The following is a 17,977-nucleotide window of genomic DNA, read 5'->3' on the forward strand; positions in this document are numbered from 1 at the left end:
CTCTTGTTCTAACAAGATTCAACACGGAAAACGGCATCATTATTCCATTGCTAAGCTTGTTATAGCAAGTTGACTTTTACCTTTTATCACCCGGTTACTCACAGTTTTATCACCTGCGTATACAGATTGTTCTAATAACAAACAAAACGACGATGACCCATACGATGAAAACCGGATAATGATAAATATAAGCATATAAAAATGAGTGGCGCTAATGCGTCGGGCTATTTAGAATCGCGCACCATGAAAACTGAGACCCCAACCGTAAAAATGGTTGCCATTACCGCTGATGAAGCGGGGCAACGCATCGATAACTTTTTGCGTACGCAGCTTAAGGGCGTACCGAAGAGCATGATTTATCGCATCCTGCGTAAGGGCGAGGTGCGGGTAAACAAAAAACGCGTCAAGCCTGAGTACAAGCTGGAAGCGGGCGACGAGATCCGTATTCCGCCGGTCCGCGTAGCCGAGCGTGAGGAAGACGCGGTCTCCCCGCATCTGCAAAAAGTCGCGGCCCTGGCGGACGTGATTCTGTATGAAGACGATCATATCCTGGTGCTCAACAAGCCTTCCGGTACCGCGGTTCACGGCGGCAGCGGTCTGAGCTTTGGCGTGATTGAGGGCCTGCGTGCGCTGCGTCCTGAGGCGCGCTTCCTTGAGCTGGTGCACCGTCTTGACCGCGATACCTCCGGCGTGCTGCTGGTGGCGAAGAAGCGTTCCGCGCTGCGTTCGCTGCATGAGCAGCTGCGCGAGAAGGGGATGCAAAAGGATTATCTGGCGCTGGTGCGCGGGCAGTGGCAGTCGCATACCAAAGTGGTACAGGCGCCGCTGCTGAAAAACATCCTGCAAAGCGGCGAGCGTATCGTGCGCGTGAATCAGGAAGGCAAGCCGTCGGAAACCCGCTTTAAGGTAGAAGAGCGCTTTACCGACGCCACGCTGGTGCGCTGCAGCCCGGTGACCGGTCGAACCCATCAGATTCGCGTGCACACGCAGTATGCCGGGCACCCGATCGCGTTTGACGATCGTTACGGCGATCGGGAATTTGATAAGCAGCTAACGGGAACCGGCCTCAATCGCCTGTTCCTGCACGCCGCGGCGCTGAAGTTTACCCACCCGGGCACGGGTGAGGTGATGCGCGTTGAAGCGCCGCTGGACGGCCAGCTGAAGCGCTGCCTGCAGGTGCTACGCGACAAGAAGTAACGGAACGGCGGATGCACTCTCCGCCGCTTTCACCGCGCGGGCCGATAAGCCCGCAGCGGTGATGCTCAGAACGGGGATCCGCGCTTCAGGCGAGTAGCGGGTTATAGCCTTCTCTGCGCAGCATCTGACAAAGCGCAATCAGCGGCAGGCCGACCAGCGTATTGGGGTCCCGGCCTTCTAAGCGCTCGAAAAGCGTGATCCCCAGCCCTTCGCTTTTAAAGCTCCCGGCGCACTGCAGCGGGTTCTCTTTACGCACGTAGGTCTCTATCTCCCGGTCGCTTAAATGGCGAAAGTGAACGTCAAAGGGCTCGCATTCGGTTTGCAACTGGCCGTTCGCCGAGTTGTAGAGCGCCAGCCCGGTGTAAAACGTCACGATGGTGCCGCTGGCTTTTCTTAACTGCAGGCGGGCGTTCGCTTCGCTATGCGGTTTACCGGTGATTTCGCCGTCAAGGACGCAAACCTGATCGGAGCCTATAATGAGATGCTGCGGGTAGCGCGCGGCGAGAGCCTGCGCCTTAGCCTGCGCCAGACGCACGACCAGCTGGCGAGCGGACTCGCCGGGGTGAGACGTTTCATCGACCTCAGGCGCCGCGCACTCAAACGGCACGGACAGTTTTTCCAGCAGCATGCGCCGCCAGGGCGAGGTCGACGCCAGGATAAGCTCAGACATATTTTTTCATCCACATATAGCGCTTCGAAGAGCATCATTTTAAACTATGGGCCGCAATGTGTGCGAATAAATGGCAAAAGGCAACCTGAGGCTGCCTTTTTCTTTGACTCTATGACATTACAAAGTTAATATGCGCGCCCTATGCAAAAAGTAAAATTACCCCTGACTCTTGACCCGGTTCGCACGGCTCAAAAACGCCTTGATTACCAGGGCATTTATGCTCGCGATCAGGTAGCACGTGTGGCCGATTCTGTAGTCAGCGTGGACACCGATGTGGAATGCAGCATGTCGTTCGCTATTGATAACCAGCGTCTTGCCGTTATAACCGGCGATGCGACGGTGTCAGTAACCCTCGAATGTCAGCGTTGCGGGAAACCGTTCCCTCGTCATGTCCACACAACGTATTGTTTCAGCCCGGTCAGAAATGACGAACAGGCCGAAGCACTGCCGGAAGCGTATGAGCCGATTGAGGTTAACGAATTCGGTGAAATCGATCTGCAAGCGTTGGTTGAGGATGAAATTATTCTCTCCTTGCCTGTAGTTCCGGTGCATGATTCTGAACACTGTGAAGTGTCCGACGCGGACATGGTTTTTGGTGAACTGCCTGCAGAGGCACAGAAGCCAAACCCATTTGCCGTATTAGCCAGCTTAAAGAATAAGTAATTGAGGAGTAAGGTCCATGGCCGTACAACAGAATAAACCAACCCGTTCCAAACGTGGCATGCGTCGTTCCCATGACGCTCTGACCGCAGTCACCAGCCTGTCTGTAGACAAAACTTCTGGTGAGAAACACCTGCGTCACCACATGACTGCCGACGGTTTCTACCGCGGTCGCAAGGTTATCACTAAGTAATCACGCGATACTCTATGAACTTCGTGCTGTATGAAGCCCGCGCAGTTAACGGTGCTGCAGCGTGAAGGACAACGAGTATAAGCGTGGTGAAGCTTAGTGAGGATTTCCCCAGGTAACTGGGGAATAACCGAACCGGGCAGCGACGATACCTTGACACGTCTAACCCTGGCGTTAGATGTCATGGGGGGCGATTTTGGTCCCTCCGTGACGGTGCCTGCAGCACTGCAGGCACTGATCTCTAATTCGCAACTCACACTTCTTTTAGTCGGCGACCCCGACGCCATCACGCCATTACTTGCCAAAGCTGATTTCGAACAACGTTCACGTCTGCAGGTTATCCCTGCGCAGTCAGTTATTGCCAGTGATGCGCGACCCGCGCAGGCGATTCGCAGCAGCCGCGGAAGCTCAATGCGCATGGCGCTCGAGCTGGTGAAAGAGGGGCGGGCAGAGGCCTGCGTCAGCGCGGGCAATACCGGCGCGCTGATGGGGCTGGCAAAACTATTGCTCAAGCCCATTGAGGGAATTGAGCGCCCGGCGCTGGTGACGGTGCTGCCGCACCAGCAGAAGGGGAAAACGGTGGTGCTGGATCTTGGCGCCAACGTCGACTGCGACAGCACCATGCTGGTCCAGTTTGCGGTGATGGGGGCGGTACTGGCGGAAGAAGTTGTCGGTATTGAAAATCCCCGCGTCGCGCTGCTGAATATTGGCGAAGAAGAAATGAAGGGCCTCAGCAGCATTCGCGACGCCGCGGCGGTTTTGAAAACGCTGCCGTCTCTCAACTATATAGGCTATCTTGAAGCCAATGAACTATTGACGGGCAAAACCGATGTTCTGGTTTGTGATGGATTCACGGGCAACGTCACATTAAAAACTATGGAAGGTGTTGTCAGAATGTTTCTTTCGCTGCTGAAATCGCAGGGAGAGGGCAAAAAACGGTCGTGGTGGCTGCTGTTATTGAAACGTTGGTTACAAAAAAGCCTCGCAAGGCGATTCAGTCACCTCAACCCCGACCAGTATAATGGCGCCTGTCTGTTAGGATTGCGCGGTTCCGTGATTAAGAGTCATGGTGCTGCCAATCAGCGCGCCTTTAGCGTTGCAATAGAGCAGGCAGTGCAGGCGGTGCAGCGGCAGATACCTCAACGGATCGCCGCTCGCCTGGAATCTTTATACCCAGCAGGCTTTGAACTGCCGGGGGGCGGCAGAAACGGGAACTCCCGACAGCAAAGTGGGACGAACGAGCAGGATTGACGCCCCAGCGGTTTGAACAAGGCGGGTATGTTACCCAAGAGTGACTGAGCGTACATGTATACGAAGATTATTGGTACCGGCAGTTATCTGCCTGAGCAAGTGCGTACTAACGCCGACCTGGAAAAAATGGTAGATACGTCTGACGAGTGGATTGTCACCCGTACGGGTATCCGTGAACGTCGTATTGCCGCGCCGAATGAGACCGTTGCTACGCTGGGTTTTGAAGCTGCAAAAAATGCGCTGGAGATGGCGGGCGTTAAGCCGGAGCAAATTGGTCTGATTATTGTTGCGACCACCTCCGGCACCCACGCGTTCCCGAGCTCGGCCTGTCAGATTCAGTCTATGCTGGGCATTAACGGCTGCCCGGCGTTTGACGTTGCCGCGGCCTGTGCTGGCTTCACCTACGCCCTGAGCATCGCCGACCAGTATGTCAAAAATGGTGCGGTAGACTACGCGCTGGTTATTGGCGCTGACGTTCTGGCGCGTACCTGCGATCCAACCGATCGCGGGACGATCATTATTTTTGGCGACGGCGCGGGCGCCGTTGTGCTGGGCGCGTCAACCGAGCCGGGCATTATCTCGACCCATCTGCACGCCGACGGCCGCTACGGCGAGCTGTTAACGCTGCCGAACGCCGATCGCGTCGATCCGGAAAATCCGATCTATCTGACGATGGCGGGTAACGAAGTCTTTAAAGTGGCCGTGACCGAGCTGGCGCATATCGTTGACGAAACGCTGGCGGCGAACAATCTTGAACGCTGCGCGCTCGATTGGCTGGTCCCGCACCAGGCCAACCTGCGTATCATCAGCGCGACGGCGAGAAAGCTCGGGATGTCGATGGACAACGTGGTGGTGACGCTCGATCGTCACGGCAATACCTCCGCCGCCTCCGTCCCCTGCGCGCTGGACGAAGCGGTGCGCGATGGCCGCATTCAGCGCGGTCAGCTGATTCTGCTGGAAGCCTTTGGTGGCGGTTTCACCTGGGGTTCCGCGCTGGTTCGTTTTTAGTATAAGGATTTAGAGATGACGCAATTTGCTTTTGTGTTCCCGGGACAGGGCTCGCAGGCGGTAGGCATGTTGTCAGAGATGGCAGCAGCTTATCCGGTGATTGAAGAGACTTTCCGTGAAGCCTCCGCGGCGTTGGGTTACGATCTGTGGGCGCTTGCCCAGCAGGGCCCGGCAGAAGAACTGAATAAAACCTGGCAGACCCAGCCCGCGCTGCTGACCGCCTCCGTGGCGCTGTATCGCGCGTGGCAACAGCAGGGCGGCAAAGCGCCGGCTCTGCTGGCAGGCCATAGCCTTGGCGAATACTCCGCGCTGGTTTGCAGCGGGGTTATCGACTTCACCGACGCCGTGCGTCTGGTTGAGATGCGTGGCAAATTCATGCAGGAAGCGGTACCGGAAGGTACCGGCGCTATGTCGGCCATCATTGGCCTCGACGATGCCTCAATTGCCAAAGCCTGCGAAGAGTCTGCCGAAGGCCAGGTGGTTTCACCGGTCAACTTCAACTCCCCGGGTCAGGTGGTTATCGCGGGCAACAAAGAAGCCGTAGAACGCGCTGGCGCCGCCTGTAAAGCTGCCGGCGCCAAACGCGCGCTGCCGCTGCCGGTAAGCGTCCCGTCCCACTGCGCGCTGATGAAACCTGCGGCGGAAAAGCTGGCGGTTGAGCTGCAAAAAATTACCTTTAACACCCCGGCTATTGCGGTGGTGAACAACGTTGATGTGAAGTGCGAAACCGCGCCTGACGCGATTCGCGACGCGCTGATCCGCCAGCTTTACAGCCCGGTTCAGTGGACCAAAAGCGTCGAGTTTATGGCCTCTCAGGGCGTAGAACATCTGTATGAAGTGGGCCCGGGTAAAGTCCTCACCGGCCTGACTAAACGTATTGTTGACACCCTGACCGCTTCCGCGCTTAACGAGCCTGCAGCGCTGTCTGCGGCGCTTGAGCAATAAAAGAGGAATATCATGAGTTTTGAAGGAAAAATCGCGCTGGTTACCGGTGCAAGTCGCGGGATTGGCCGTGCAATCGCTGAAACGCTCGTCGCCCGTGGCGCGAAGGTTATCGGTACTGCCACCAGCGAGAGCGGTGCGCAGGCGATCAGCGACTATTTAGGTGCTAACGGTAAAGGTCTGCTGCTGAATGTGACCGACCCGGCATCTATCGAATCTGTTCTGGGAAATATTCGCGCAGAGTTTGGTGAAGTTGATATCCTGGTTAATAATGCCGGTATTACTCGTGATAACCTGTTAATGCGGATGAAAGATGACGAGTGGAACGATATTATCGAAACCAATCTGTCATCAGTTTTCCGTCTGTCAAAAGCAGTAATGCGCGCTATGATGAAAAAGCGTCATGGCCGCATTATTACTATCGGTTCTGTGGTCGGTACCATGGGAAATGCTGGTCAGGCTAACTACGCTGCGGCGAAAGCGGGTCTGATCGGTTTTAGTAAGTCGCTGGCACGTGAAGTCGCGTCCCGCGGTATTACGGTTAACGTTGTTGCTCCGGGCTTTATTGAAACGGACATGACGCGTGCGCTATCTGACGATCAGCGTGCGGGTATTCTGGCGCAAGTTCCGGCGGGTCGCCTCGGCGATGCAAAAGAAATCGCCAGTGCGGTTGCGTTTTTAGCTTCTGACGAAGCGGGTTACATCTCTGGTGAAACCCTGCACGTCAACGGCGGAATGTATATGGTCTGACCGAGTTTTGTGCAAAACGTTCAGGAACCGCGCAGTCTGTGCGGTTCCGGGTACGGTTTTGTGCAAAATGATTTGCGTTATGAGGGCAAACAGCCGCAAAATAGCGTAAAATCGTGGTACGACCTGCCGGGATTTAGTTGCAAATTTTTCAACATTTTATACACTACGAAAACCATCGCGAAAGCGAGTTTTGATAGGAAATTTAAGAGTATGAGCACTATCGAAGAACGCGTTAAGAAAATCATCGGCGAACAGCTGGGCGTTAAGCAGGAAGAAGTTACCAACAATGCTTCCTTCGTTGAAGATCTGGGCGCTGATTCTCTTGACACCGTTGAGCTGGTAATGGCTCTGGAAGAAGAGTTTGATACTGAGATTCCGGACGAAGAAGCTGAGAAAATCACCACTGTTCAGGCTGCCATTGATTACATCAACGGTCACCAGGCGTAAGTGAACATCTCCAGGCGGTCATTCGACCGCCTGAGTTTTATCTTTAGTTTGTCCCACAAGAATCTATTTTCCCTCCCTGGAGGACAACCGTGTCTAAGCGTCGTGTAGTTGTGACCGGACTGGGCATGTTGTCTCCTGTCGGCAATACCGTAGAGTCTACCTGGAAAGCTCTCCTTGCCGGTCAGAGTGGCATCAGCCTGATCGACCATTTCGATACTAGCGCCTATGCAACAAAATTTGCTGGCTTAGTAAAGGATTTTAACTGTGATGACATTATCTCGCGCAAAGAGCAGCGCAAGATGGATGCCTTCATTCAATATGGAATTGTCGCTGGCGTTCAGGCCATGCAGGATTCTGGTCTTGAAATAACGGAAGAGAACGCAGACCGCATCGGCGCAGCTATCGGCTCCGGCATCGGCGGCCTCGGCCTGATTGAGGAAAACCACAGCTCGCTGACCAACGGCGGACCTCGTAAAATCAGCCCGTTCTTTGTACCGTCTACAATTGTTAACATGGTGGCCGGACATCTGACCATCATGTTTGGTCTGCGCGGGCCGAGCATCTCCATCGCGACCGCCTGTACTTCCGGTGTGCATAATATCGGTCAGGCCGCGCGTATCATTGCCTACGGCGATGCTGACGCTATGGTTGCCGGCGGTGCGGAAAAAGCCAGTACCCCGCTTGGCGTGGGCGGCTTTGGCGCAGCGCGTGCGCTCTCTACCCGCAACGACAATCCGCAGGCGGCAAGCCGTCCGTGGGATAAAGATCGCGACGGCTTCGTGCTTGGCGACGGTGCGGGCATGGTGGTGCTGGAAGAGTACGAGCACGCTAAAAAACGCGGCGCGAAAATCTACGCGGAAATCGTCGGTTTTGGTATGAGCAGCGATGCCTACCATATGACTTCTCCTCCGGAGAACGGTGCGGGTGCCGCGCTGGCAATGGTTAACGCCATTCGCGATGCGGGCATTGAACCGGGCCAGATTGCCTACGTTAACGCGCACGGTACCTCGACGCCAGCGGGCGATAAAGCGGAAACTCAGGCTGTTAAGTCAGTCTTTGGCGATGCGGCTCGCAGCGTAATGGTTAGCTCGACCAAATCTATGACCGGGCACCTGCTGGGCGCCGCAGGCGCGGTAGAGTCTATCTACTCAATCCTTGCGCTGCGCGATAGCGTGGTTCCGCCGACCATCAACCTGGATAACCCGGACGATGGCTGCGACCTGGACTTCGTTCCGCACGAAGCCCGCCAGGTTTCCGGTATGGAGTACACGCTGTGTAACTCCTTCGGCTTTGGTGGCACCAACGGTTCGCTGATCTTTAAAAAGGTCTAAGCGCGTTAGTTGCCTCACCCAGCCATGACTCAGGCCTGCATTTATGCGGGCCTTCTTTTTTCTTCAGCTTTCTCTGCTTGTCCTGCGTAATTCATCCTGCGACACTAGCGGGCCACCGATAAGGAGCCACTATGTTCTTGATTAATGGCCTTGAACAGGACGTCCTGGCCGCTAACGACCGGGCGATACAGTTTGGCGACGGATGCTTTACCACCGCGCGGATTGTAGAGAGTCAGGTGCAGATGCTGCCTGCCCACCTTCGGCGTTTGCAGCAGGCCTGCGAAAAGCTGATGATCCCCTATACCCACTGGCAAACGCTGGAACAGGAAATGCTGCGCCTGGCGCAGGTCCAGAAAAGCGGCGTCCTCAAGGTTATTCTGACGCGCGGTTCCGGCGGCCGCGGCTATAGCGGTACGCTGTGCCAGCAGCCGACCCGTATCCTCAGCGTATCCCCGCTGCCGGCGCACTACTCCCGCTGGCGTGAAGAGGGCATCACCCTGGCCCTGAGCCCGATACGGCTGGGGCGTAACCCGTCGCTTGCCGGCCTTAAGCACCTTAACCGCCTCGAGCAGGTGCTGATCCGCTCTCATCTTGAGCAGACGGACGCCGACGAGGCGCTGGTTCTTGACAGCGAAGGGTGGCTTACGGAATGCTGTGCCGCGAATCTGTTCTGGCGCAAGGGAATGGCGGTATTTACGCCGCGCCTTGACCAGGCGGGCGTGAACGGGATCATGCGCCAGTATTGTATCGCGCGGCTGGCACAATCGCCGTTTCGCGTTGTCGAAGTCACCGCGGGCCCTGATGCGTTGCGGGATGCCGATGAAGTGCTGATTTGCAACGCCCTGATGCCGCTGGTGCCGGTTCGCCGCTGGGACGAGAGCCGTTGGTCCTCGCGCGAGCTTTATCATTTTTTAGCCCCACTGTGTGAGCTGTCTGGTTAGTCATGAAGAAAATGTTACGTTTTATCCTGCTGTTGTTAGTGGTTTTTGGCATTGCCGCAGGCGTGGGCATGTGGAAAGTCCGCCATCTCGCTGACAGCAAGCTGCTTATCAAAGAAGAGACCATCTTCACCCTGGAAGCCGGCACCGGGCGCATCGCGCTGGGCCAGCAGCTGTATGGTGACAAGGTCATCAACCGGCCTCGCGTCTTCCAGTGGCTGCTGCGCATTGAGCCGGAGCTGTCGCACTTCAAAGCCGGGACCTACCGCTTCACGCCGCAAATGACGGTGCGCGAAATGCTCCAGCTGCTGGGCAGCGGCAAAGAGGCCCAGTTCCCGCTGCGCTTTGTCGAAGGAATGCGGGTGAGCGACTATCTGCGCCAGCTGCGCGATGCGCCGTATGTCAAACATACGCTGGCCGATGACAGCTACGAAACGGTGGCAAAAACGCTCGACCTTGAACACCCGGACTGGGTCGAAGGCTGGTTCTGGCCGGATACCTGGATGTATACCGCCAATACCAGCGATGTAGCGATCCTCAAGCGGGCGCATCAGAAGATGGTCGCCGAGGTGGACAAGGCGTGGGAAGGGCGGATGGATAACCTGCCGTACGAGGACCAAAACCAGCTGCTGACCATGGCGTCAATTATTGAAAAAGAGACGGCGGTACCGGAAGAGCGCGATCGCGTGGCGTCGGTGTTTATCAACCGCCTGCGCATCGGCATGCGCCTGCAAACCGACCCGACGGTGATTTACGGCATGGGTGAGAGCTATAATGGCAGGCTGACGCGCAAGGATCTCGAAACCCCGACGGCCTATAATACCTATGTGATTAGCGGTATGCCGCCGGGGCCGATCGCCGCGCCCGGGGAGGCCTCGCTGACCGCCGCCGCGCATCCGGCGAAAACGCCGTACCTCTATTTTGTCGCTGACGGCAAGGGCGGACATACGTTTAATACCAATCTGTCCAGCCACAACCGCTCGGTTCAGGATTATCTAAAAGTTCTTAAGGAAAAAAATGCGCAGTAATTACATCGTTATCGAAGGCCTGGAGGGCGCAGGGAAAACCACCGCGCGTAACCTGGTGGTGGAGGCGCTGGAACAGTCTGGCGTCAGCGATCTGCTGTTTACCCGTGAACCGGGCGGCACCATCCTCGCCGAGAAACTGCGCAGCCTGGTACTCGATATTCAGTCGACCGGCGATGAAGTGATTAATGATAAAGCCGAAGTGCTGATGTTTTATGCCGCCCGCGTTCAGCTGGTGGAAACGGTGATTAAGCCGGCCCTGGCCCGCGGGCAGTGGGTGATTGGCGATCGCCACGATCTCTCAACCCAGGCGTATCAGGGCGGCGGCCGCGGCATTGACCAGACGATGCTGGCGACGCTGCGCGACGCGGTGCTCGGCGATTTTCGCCCGAACCTGACGCTCTATCTCGACGTGACGCCTGAGGTGGGCCTCAAGCGCGCCCGCGCCCGCGGTGAGCTCGATCGCATTGAGCAGGAGTCGCTGGACTTCTTTAACCGGACCCGCGCGCGCTATCTTGAGCTGGCGGCGCAGGACCCGACGATCCGCACCATTGACGCCACCCAGCCGCTGGAAGCGGTCGCGCGCGATATCCGTGCGACGATCGGCCAGTGGGTGGCGGAGCAGCGCGCATGAAATGGTATCCGTGGTTACGCCCGCCGTTCGAGCAGTTAGTCACCAGCTATCAGGCCGGGCGGGGTCACCATGCGTTACTGCTTCAGGCGCTGCCCGGAATGGGCGGCGATGCGCTGCTCTACGCGCTGTGCCGCTACCTGATGTGCCGACAGCCGGAAGGACACAAAAGCTGCGGCCACTGCCATAGCTGCCAGCTGATGCAGGCCGGTACCCACCCTGACTACTACACGCTGGTGCCGGAGAAGGGCAAAAGCGCTCTCGGCATTGATGCCGTTCGCGAAGTGAATGAAAAGCTCTACGAACGCTCGCGCCTCGGCGGAGCCAAGGTGGTGTGGATTAGCGACGCGGCGCTGCTGACCGATGCGGCGGCCAATGCCCTGCTGAAAACGCTGGAAGAGCCGCCGGAAAATACCTGGTTCTTCCTCGCCTGTCAGGAGCCGGCGCGGCTGCTGGCCACGCTGCGCAGCCGCTGCCGCCTGTATCATCTTGCTCCGCCGGCGGAGTCCTATGGACTGGCGTGGCTGGAGCGCGAAGTAACGCTTGAGCAAAACGCCTTGCTGGCCGCGCTGCGCCTGAGCGCTAATGCGCCGGCGGCGGCGCTGGAGCTGCTCGAGGAGAGCCGCTGGGCCGCCCGGCAGCAGCTCATCCAGACTCTGGCAAGCGCGCTAACCGGCGGCGACTGGCTAACGCTGCTGCCGATCCTCAATCATGAACAGGCCGCCGTTCGCCTGCACTGGCTGGCATCGCTGCTGCTGGATGCACAAAAAAGGCAGCAGGGGATCTCTTTGCTGAGCAACCCCGATGCCTGGACGCTAATCAACCAGCTGGCGCAGGCGCTGCCTGCCAGCCGCCTGCAGGCCATTACGCAGGACGTCAGCGCCTGCCGCGAGCAGCTGCTGAGCGTGGTCGGCGTCAACCGAGAACTGCTGCTAACCGAGCGCCTTCTGCGCTGGGAACATTACCTGCAACCTGGGACGGTCCTGCCCGTTTCCCACCTCTGAGCGAGACATTATGTTTTTAGTCGACTCCCACTGCCATCTTGATGGCCTGGATTATGAAACCCTGCATAAAGACGTGGACGATGTGCTGGCAAAAGCCGCCGCGCGTGACGTGAAGTTCTTCCTTGCCGTTGCGACAACGCTGCCGGGATATCGCGGGATGCGCGAGCTGGTCGGACAGCGTGACAACGTGGTTTTCTCCTGCGGCGTGCATCCGCTCAACCAGGATGAAGCGTACGACGTTGACGAGCTGCGCAAGCTGGCCGCGGAAGAGGGCGTGGTGGCGATGGGGGAGACCGGGCTGGACTATTTTTACACCCCGGAAACCAAGCCCCGCCAGCAGGAGTCCTTCCGCGATCATATCCGCATCGGCCGCGAGCTCAACAAGCCGGTAATTGTGCACACCCGCGACGCGCGGGCCGATACGCTGACAATTTTGCAGGAAGAAAAAGTGACGGATTGCGGCGGCGTACTACACTGTTTCACAGAGGATAGAGAGACAGCGGGTAAATTGCTGGACATGGGGTTCTATATCTCGTTTTCCGGTATTGTCACGTTCCGCAACGCCGAACAGCTGCGCGATGCCGCGCGCTACGTTCCCCTCGATCGCCTGCTGGTGGAGACCGATTCGCCGTACCTCGCGCCGGTACCCCATCGCGGTAAAGAGAACCAGCCGGCGATGGTTCGTGACGTTGCCGAATATATGGCGGTTCTGAAGGGCGTTTCGCTGGAGCAGCTGGCGCAGCAGACCACCGATAATTTCGCCAGATTGTTCCATATCGACCCCTCCCGCCTGTAACCCGCCGATCTTCCTATTATTTTAAGGCTCGTAATTAATACTTAAAGCGAGTAAAGTTCACCGCCACAAAAGGGGCGGTGACCGGATTTTGGCAACATTTAGATACAGCTTATGTAAGTTGATGTAAATTTTCCCACGCCGACTGATTGAAACGTGATAGCCGTCAAACAATCATTCCGCCAATTATTTTACTCTGTGTAATAAATAAAGGGCGCTTAGATGTCCTGTCCACGGCACGGTTCTCCCCCCGTGCCAATGCGTGAAAACGTAAAAAAGTACCAAATACTCAGGAGCACTCTCAATTATGTTTAAGAATGCATTTGCTAACCTGCAGAAGGTCGGTAAATCGCTGATGCTGCCGGTTTCCGTACTGCCTATCGCAGGTATCCTGCTGGGCGTCGGTTCCGCAAACTTCAGCTGGCTGCCAGAAGTCGTTTCCCACGTCATGGCAGAGGCAGGCGGTTCAGTATTCGCTAATATGCCGCTGATCTTCGCTATCGGTGTCGCGCTTGGCTTCACCAATAACGACGGCGTATCCGCGCTGGCTTCGGTCGTTGCTTACGGCATCATGGTGAAAACCATGGCGGTTGTTGCCCCTCTGGTTCTGCATTTACCTGCTGAAGAGATTGCGGCTAAACACCTGGCTGATACCGGCGTACTTGGCGGTATTATTTCCGGTGCAATCGCAGCGTACATGTTCAACCGCTTCTATCGCATCAAGCTGCCAGAGTATCTGGGCTTCTTTGCGGGCAAGCGTTTTGTGCCGATTATCTCCGGTCTGGCCGCTATTTTCACCGGCGTGATCCTCTCCTTTATCTGGCCACCGATCGGTACTGCTATCCAGACCTTCTCTCAGTGGGCTGCGTACCAGAACCCGGTTGTGGCGTTCGGTATCTACGGCTTCATTGAACGCTGCCTGGTACCGTTTGGCCTGCACCACATCTGGAACGTTCCATTCCAGATGCAGATTGGTGAATACACCAACGCGGCAGGTCAGGTCTTCCACGGCGATATCCCGCGCTACATGGCAGGCGACCCGACTGCGGGCAAACTGTCCGGCGGCTTCCTGTTTAAAATGTACGGCCTGCCGGCTGCGGCTATCGCTATCTGGCACTCCGCTAAACCGGAAAACCGCGCGAAAGTGGGCGGTATCATGATCTCCGCAGCGCTGACCTCGTTCCTGACCGGTATTACCGAGCCGATCGAGTTCTCCTTCATGTTCGTTGCGCCGATCCTCTACGTTATCCACGCAATTCTTGCAGGTCTGGCATTCCCGATCTGTATCCTGCTGGGTATGCGTGACGGTACATCGTTCTCTCACGGCCTGATCGACTTTATCGTCCTGTCCGGTAACAGCAGCAAGCTGTGGCTGTTCCCGATTGTCGGTATTTGCTATGCGATCGTGTACTACGTTGTCTTCCGCGTGCTGATTAAAGCACTGGACCTGAAAACTCCGGGTCGTGAAGATTCAACCGAAGACAGCAAAGTGGGCACCACCAGCGAAATGGCTCCGGCTCTGATTGCAGCGTTCGGCGGTAAAGAAAACATCACTAACCTTGATGCGTGCATCACCCGTCTGCGCGTTAGCGTTGCTGACGTAGCTAAAGTTGATCAGGCGGGCCTGAAAAAACTGGGTGCTGCCGGTGTGGTCGTTGCAGGTTCAGGCGTTCAGGCGATCTTCGGGACTAAATCCGATAACCTGAAAACTGAAATGGACGAGTACATCCGCGCCAACTAAGTTGTGATGTGGGGAGACTAAGGCAGCCGAATGGCTGCCTTTTTTATTGGCTTAAGCGAGTAAAAAGGGAGCCGGCTGGCTCCCTGGGTTCTGCTGGTCAGCGCTGAGGATAAATCAGAACTGGTAGCTGGCGGTGATGCTGAAGTTGCGCGGCTCGCCGTAAACCACCGACCCTTCGACGTTGGTGTCGTAGGTTTTATCGAACAGGTTATTAATATTGCCCTGTAAGGCGAAGTTTTTGGTGACCTGGTAGCGGCTGAACAGGTCCACCAGCGCGTAGCTGCCCTGCTCGGCGCGGAAGGTGCCGTACGGGGTCACGGTGTCGGTATAAACGCGGTTTTGCCAGTTCACGCCGCCGCCAACGGTCAGCTCGGGCATTGCCGGCAGACGGTAGCGGGTGAACAGCTTGACGCTGGTGCGCGGCAGGTTGGGGTTCACCGCCTTGCCTTCGTTATCTTCCGCAACGTAGCGCGTGGCCCCGAAGGTCATCTGCCAGTTATCCGTTAAGGCGCCGTTAATCTCGAACTCAACCCCTTTACTGACCGTGCCGTCCGCCGTTCTGTAGGCCGTTTCGCCGTTGCTGCCGGCAATCGGTGTACCGGTAGACTGCGCCAGGTTGTCCTGTTCGATACGGAAAATCGCCAGGGTGGTGGTTAGGCGGCTGTTCATCCAGTCCGACTTCAGACCAAGCTCATAGTTATTTCCGGTGATCGGCGTCAGATATTTCCCGGAGCTGTCGCGCTTATCCTGCGGCTGGAAGACGGAGGTGTAGCTGGCGTAGGTCGACCAGTTATCATCGATGTCGTAAACCAGGCCCGCGTACGGCGTGGTATGGTTTTTCTCCATGCTGTAGGAGAGGGTGTCGATACGCCAGTTGGTATAGCGAACGCCAAGAATTAAGTGCAGCGGATCGGCCAGCGAGAAGCGCGTCGCGGCGTACAGGGACTTCATACGCGTGGTGTCGTCCTGGGCGAGGCTTTGCGGGCCCCAGTTGGTTTCAGGGAAGTTAGCCGCATTGAAGCCAGAGAAGCTGCCGATCTCATCCGGGAATACGTTTGCCCAGGAGCTAAGGTAGCGGTTGTTCTGCTTGCTGTAGCTGCCGCCGATCATCAGGTTATGCTGGCGGCCGAACAGATCGAAGCCGCCGTCGGTAAACAGATCCACGGCATCGACTTTACGTTTGCCGCTGTTCCAGCCCGTTCCGCCAACGTAATCGTAGCCCGGTCCATAGCTGGCGTAGGGGCCGACCAGCATTCCCGTCTCTTTGTTAACGTACGCATCGACGTACATCATTTTGCTGTCGAATTTGACCTCGGAGTGGGTTGCCGTCATGGTCGCCTGCCAGGTATCGGCAAAGCGCTGTTTCAGCGTGACGAAGACTTTGTTGAACTCTTTATCGTTATAGGCCCAGTCCGGCGCGGTGCTGTGGGCGCGATCGTAGTGGTTCTTGCTGCCGTCGGTGTTCCAGCGCGGCAGGCCGCCCCAGGTTGGGCTATTGACGTCGATACGCTGATATTCATAGCCGGCGGAGAGGCTGGTTGCGCTGCCGAGGTCGGCATCGAGAATGCCGGAGAAGAACGTCTTTTCGCTGTTGTAGCGATCGAGCCAGGAGTCATTATTCTGATAGCCGGCGACAATACGCGCCCGCACGTTACCGTCCTCGGTCAGCGGGCTCTGCATATCGGCGACGTAGCGCTGCTTGTTCCAGCTGCCGTACTCGGTGGAGATATTGCCGGTAAACTCGCGGCTGGTGGCATGCTTGCGGATCATGTTGATCGATGCGGAGGGGTTGCCCGTCCCGGTCAGCAGGCCGTTGGCGCCGCGTACGACCTCGACCCGCTCAAAAAGCGCGGTATCGGAGAGCGCGTCGCCGAGGTTCCAGCGGGACTCAAACCAGGTCGGAATGCCGTCGACCATATAGTTGTCTATCTGAAAGCCGCGGGAATAATAGCTGCTGCGATCGGAGTCCGCCTGGCTCCGGCTGATCCCGAGGGTATTATCCATCACGTCGCCGAGGGTTTGCAGCTGCTGATCCTGCATCCGCTGCTCGCTGATGATGCTGACCGACTGCGGAATATCGCGCTGGGTCATCAGCATTTTTGTTCCGGCGGTGGTGGTTTTAACGCTGTAATCCTGCCGCTGTTCGTCGGTGCCGGCTGGCGTTGCTCCTTCTACAATGATGGTGTCGTCGGTCGCGTCGGCGGCAAGGCCGAGGGTGGGGTAGAGCGCTAACGCAATACCGACGGCAAGAAGAGACGGCGCGCGGCGTCCGTCCCGTGAGATGGTAGTGAAAGACATGATTAACCCTTAATGAGGAGCCTGTCGTTATACGCCGGGGCTCTGTGGCCGCGGTCGAATCATTCCCGAAGTGCGGTGCGTCCATGTTGTGAATACAAATGAGAAATATACGCATTTATATTTAATGTGTAAACAGACGTAAGAAGGGGGGCAAAAAGGCGCTTTATCGACGGCGGTGCCGGGACATAATCAGGGATATGCTTAATCCGTCATCAGCTAAGTCCGCAGCCGCGTAAGAAAAAGTGCATTCGGGTTGAAAGAGGGGGAGTAACTCGCTCATACTCTTAGACGAATCCTGTGCATCCGCGTTTATCTGCAGAGGCAGGCCAGAGCACGGTATAAAAATTAATAAGGAATCAGTCATGGCAGAAGAAACGATTTTTAGCAAAATCATTCGCCGGGAGATCCCGTCGGATATTGTTTATCAGGATGAGCTTGTTACCGCCTTTCGCGATATTTCTCCGCAGGCGCCGACCCATATTCTGATTATCCCCAATATCCTGATTCCTACCGTCAACGACGTCACCACGGAGCACGAGCTGGCGCTGGGTCGCATGATGACCGTCGCGGCGAAAATCGCGCGTGATGAAGGTCTTGCCGACGACGGCTATCGCCTGATCGTCAACTGTAACCGCCACGGCGGCCAGGAAGTCTACCATATCCATATGCACCTGCTGGGCGGTCGCCCGCTGGGTCCCATGCTGGCTCACAAAGGCTAATCAATGCGCGCAGCTCATTTCGGCACTCTTCTGGCGGCGGCGCTGCTGGCCGGCTGCGGTTCTCACGCGGAAATTCCGGTGGGAGAGCAGCAGACGCTGGTGATGGAATCTAACGTCTTAGCCGCAGGTATCAGCGCCGATGCGCCTGAGGTCACCGCCTCAGAGATTCAGGCCACCGCGACCTCAAGGCTGTTCAACGAACGCCAGGAGCCGATCGTCGTGCATTACCGCTTTTTCTGGTATGACGCCAGAGGGCTGGAGATGCACCCGCTGGAGCCGGCACGCAGCATAACGGTGCCCGCACGCTCATCCGTGACGCTTTACGGTAGCGCAAATATTTTGGGGGCGCATAAGGCCCGACTCTATCTTTATCTGTAAGAGG

General features: G+C 56.9%; 19 protein-coding genes. 17 read left to right on the forward strand and 2 right to left on the reverse strand.

The window, feature by feature from the left end:
* The first annotated feature begins 243 nt into the window (after window positions 1–243).
* Complete coding sequence (rluC, locus tag RTE01_RS03855) at window positions 244–1,197, forward strand: 23S rRNA pseudouridine(955/2504/2580) synthase RluC (RefSeq protein ID WP_166646121.1); 954 nt, start codon at window positions 244–246, stop codon at window positions 1,195–1,197.
* An 85-nt stretch (window positions 1,198–1,282) separates the two neighbouring features.
* Here the strand turns inward: rluC and RTE01_RS03860 are convergent, their stop codons facing one another.
* Window positions 1,283–1,867: a Maf family protein gene (locus RTE01_RS03860; protein ID WP_041144961.1), complete on the reverse strand. Its 585-nt coding sequence runs from the start codon at window positions 1,865–1,867 to the stop codon at window positions 1,283–1,285.
* A 141-nt stretch (window positions 1,868–2,008) separates the two neighbouring features.
* On the opposite strand from RTE01_RS03860, the gene yceD reads away from it, so the two are divergent.
* The 14 genes from yceD to ptsG all read left to right on the forward strand — a co-directional run bounded on the left by yceD (window position 2,009) and on the right by ptsG (window position 14,578).
* On the forward strand, window positions 2,009–2,530 hold the full coding sequence (yceD, locus tag RTE01_RS03865; protein WP_041144962.1) for a 23S rRNA accumulation protein YceD: 522 nt from the start codon (window positions 2,009–2,011) through the stop codon (window positions 2,528–2,530).
* Between the two features lie 16 nt (window positions 2,531–2,546).
* Window positions 2,547–2,720: a 50S ribosomal protein L32 gene (rpmF, locus tag RTE01_RS03870; RefSeq protein WP_071844907.1), complete on the forward strand. Its 174-nt coding sequence runs from the start codon at window positions 2,547–2,549 to the stop codon at window positions 2,718–2,720.
* Between the two features lie 150 nt (window positions 2,721–2,870).
* Window positions 2,871–3,968 carry a phosphate acyltransferase PlsX gene (plsX, locus tag RTE01_RS03875; protein WP_206110955.1) on the forward strand — a complete coding sequence of 366 codons (1,098 nt, stop codon included), beginning with the start codon at window positions 2,871–2,873 and terminating at the stop codon, window positions 3,966–3,968.
* A gap of 54 nt (window positions 3,969–4,022) precedes the next feature.
* Window positions 4,023–4,976: a beta-ketoacyl-ACP synthase III gene (locus RTE01_RS03880; RefSeq protein ID WP_134525548.1), complete on the forward strand. Its 954-nt coding sequence runs from the start codon at window positions 4,023–4,025 to the stop codon at window positions 4,974–4,976.
* 15 nt (window positions 4,977–4,991) lie between these two features.
* The gene (gene fabD / locus RTE01_RS03885) at window positions 4,992–5,921 is read left to right on the forward strand and encodes an ACP S-malonyltransferase (RefSeq protein ID WP_041144965.1); all 930 of its coding nucleotides are present in this window, start codon (window positions 4,992–4,994) and stop codon (window positions 5,919–5,921) included.
* A gap of 12 nt (window positions 5,922–5,933) precedes the next feature.
* Window positions 5,934–6,668: a 3-oxoacyl-ACP reductase FabG gene (gene fabG, locus RTE01_RS03890; RefSeq protein WP_041144966.1), complete on the forward strand. Its 735-nt coding sequence runs from the start codon at window positions 5,934–5,936 to the stop codon at window positions 6,666–6,668.
* Window positions 6,669–6,878: 210 nt separating this feature from the next.
* Window positions 6,879–7,115 (forward strand): acyl carrier protein, encoded by a 237-nt coding sequence (gene acpP / locus RTE01_RS03895; RefSeq protein WP_000103754.1) that lies wholly within the window; start codon window positions 6,879–6,881, stop codon window positions 7,113–7,115.
* A gap of 89 nt (window positions 7,116–7,204) precedes the next feature.
* The gene (fabF, locus tag RTE01_RS03900; RefSeq protein ID WP_041144967.1) at window positions 7,205–8,446 is read left to right on the forward strand and encodes a beta-ketoacyl-ACP synthase II; all 1,242 of its coding nucleotides are present in this window, start codon (window positions 7,205–7,207) and stop codon (window positions 8,444–8,446) included.
* Between the two features lie 131 nt (window positions 8,447–8,577).
* A complete protein-coding gene (gene pabC, locus RTE01_RS03905; RefSeq protein WP_041144968.1) occupies window positions 8,578–9,387 on the forward strand; it encodes an aminodeoxychorismate lyase in 810 nt (269 codons plus the stop codon).
* Between the two features lie 2 nt (window positions 9,388–9,389).
* Window positions 9,390–10,412, forward strand: coding sequence for a cell division protein YceG (gene yceG / locus RTE01_RS03910; protein ID WP_141334707.1), 1,023 nt, complete (start codon window positions 9,390–9,392; stop codon window positions 10,410–10,412).
* Window positions 10,402–11,043, forward strand: a complete 642-nt coding sequence (tmk, locus tag RTE01_RS03915) for a dTMP kinase (protein ID WP_041144970.1) — start codon at window positions 10,402–10,404, stop codon at window positions 11,041–11,043. Before yceG ends, tmk begins: the two co-directional genes overlap by 11 nt.
* A complete protein-coding gene (gene holB / locus RTE01_RS03920; RefSeq protein ID WP_115193155.1) occupies window positions 11,040–12,044 on the forward strand; it encodes a DNA polymerase III subunit delta' in 1,005 nt (334 codons plus the stop codon). Before tmk ends, holB begins: the two co-directional genes overlap by 4 nt.
* 10 nt (window positions 12,045–12,054) lie before the next feature.
* Complete coding sequence (locus RTE01_RS03925; RefSeq protein WP_041144972.1) at window positions 12,055–12,840, forward strand: metal-dependent hydrolase; 786 nt, start codon at window positions 12,055–12,057, stop codon at window positions 12,838–12,840.
* A 304-nt stretch (window positions 12,841–13,144) separates the two neighbouring features.
* Entirely contained in the window at window positions 13,145–14,578 is a 1,434-nt protein-coding gene (gene ptsG, locus RTE01_RS03930; protein ID WP_041144973.1) for a PTS glucose transporter subunit IIBC, read from the forward strand.
* A gap of 114 nt (window positions 14,579–14,692) precedes the next feature.
* Here ptsG and fhuE read toward each other — a convergent pair whose 3' ends face one another.
* Complete coding sequence (gene fhuE, locus RTE01_RS03935; RefSeq protein ID WP_134525552.1) at window positions 14,693–16,876, reverse strand: ferric-rhodotorulic acid/ferric-coprogen receptor FhuE; 2,184 nt, start codon at window positions 16,874–16,876, stop codon at window positions 14,693–14,695.
* Between the two features lie 362 nt (window positions 16,877–17,238).
* Here fhuE and hinT point away from each other — a divergent pair, with 362 nt between their 5' ends.
* Entirely contained in the window at window positions 17,239–17,595 is a 357-nt protein-coding gene (hinT, locus tag RTE01_RS03945; protein ID WP_041144975.1) for a purine nucleoside phosphoramidase, read from the forward strand.
* 3 nt (window positions 17,596–17,598) lie between these two features.
* The gene (locus RTE01_RS03950) at window positions 17,599–17,973 is read left to right on the forward strand and encodes a YcfL family protein (protein ID WP_041144976.1); all 375 of its coding nucleotides are present in this window, start codon (window positions 17,599–17,601) and stop codon (window positions 17,971–17,973) included.
* Window positions 17,974–17,977: the final 4 nt, after the last annotated feature.

Source organism: Klebsiella terrigena (assembly GCF_006539725.1).
Classification (GTDB): Bacteria; Pseudomonadota; Gammaproteobacteria; order Enterobacterales; family Enterobacteriaceae; genus Klebsiella; species Klebsiella terrigena.

What these genes read in the sequence shown, in the direction of transcription:
- rluC (WP_166646121.1), top strand. Translation starts at nt 244, where the DNA reads ATGAAAACTGAGACCCCAACCGTAAAAATGGTTGCCATTACCGCTGAT.
- RTE01_RS03860 (WP_041144961.1), bottom strand. Translation starts at nt 1,867, where the DNA reads ATGTCTGAGCTTATCCTGGCGTCGACCTCGCCCTGGCGGCGCATGCTG.
- yceD (WP_041144962.1), top strand. Translation starts at nt 2,009, where the DNA reads ATGCAAAAAGTAAAATTACCCCTGACTCTTGACCCGGTTCGCACGGCT.
- rpmF (WP_071844907.1), top strand. Translation starts at nt 2,547, where the DNA reads ATGGCCGTACAACAGAATAAACCAACCCGTTCCAAACGTGGCATGCGT.
- RTE01_RS03880 (WP_134525548.1), top strand. Translation starts at nt 4,023, where the DNA reads ATGTATACGAAGATTATTGGTACCGGCAGTTATCTGCCTGAGCAAGTG.
- fabD (WP_041144965.1), top strand. Translation starts at nt 4,992, where the DNA reads ATGACGCAATTTGCTTTTGTGTTCCCGGGACAGGGCTCGCAGGCGGTA.
- fabG (WP_041144966.1), top strand. Translation starts at nt 5,934, where the DNA reads ATGAGTTTTGAAGGAAAAATCGCGCTGGTTACCGGTGCAAGTCGCGGG.
- acpP (WP_000103754.1), top strand. Translation starts at nt 6,879, where the DNA reads ATGAGCACTATCGAAGAACGCGTTAAGAAAATCATCGGCGAACAGCTG.
- pabC (WP_041144968.1), top strand. Translation starts at nt 8,578, where the DNA reads ATGTTCTTGATTAATGGCCTTGAACAGGACGTCCTGGCCGCTAACGAC.
- yceG (WP_141334707.1), top strand. Translation starts at nt 9,390, where the DNA reads ATGAAGAAAATGTTACGTTTTATCCTGCTGTTGTTAGTGGTTTTTGGC.
- tmk (WP_041144970.1), top strand. Translation starts at nt 10,402, where the DNA reads ATGCGCAGTAATTACATCGTTATCGAAGGCCTGGAGGGCGCAGGGAAA.
- holB (WP_115193155.1), top strand. Translation starts at nt 11,040, where the DNA reads ATGAAATGGTATCCGTGGTTACGCCCGCCGTTCGAGCAGTTAGTCACC.
- RTE01_RS03925 (WP_041144972.1), top strand. Translation starts at nt 12,055, where the DNA reads ATGTTTTTAGTCGACTCCCACTGCCATCTTGATGGCCTGGATTATGAA.
- ptsG (WP_041144973.1), top strand. Translation starts at nt 13,145, where the DNA reads ATGTTTAAGAATGCATTTGCTAACCTGCAGAAGGTCGGTAAATCGCTG.
- fhuE (WP_134525552.1), bottom strand. Translation starts at nt 16,876, where the DNA reads ATGTCTTTCACTACCATCTCACGGGACGGACGCCGCGCGCCGTCTCTT.
- hinT (WP_041144975.1), top strand. Translation starts at nt 17,239, where the DNA reads ATGGCAGAAGAAACGATTTTTAGCAAAATCATTCGCCGGGAGATCCCG.
- RTE01_RS03950 (WP_041144976.1), top strand. Translation starts at nt 17,599, where the DNA reads ATGCGCGCAGCTCATTTCGGCACTCTTCTGGCGGCGGCGCTGCTGGCC.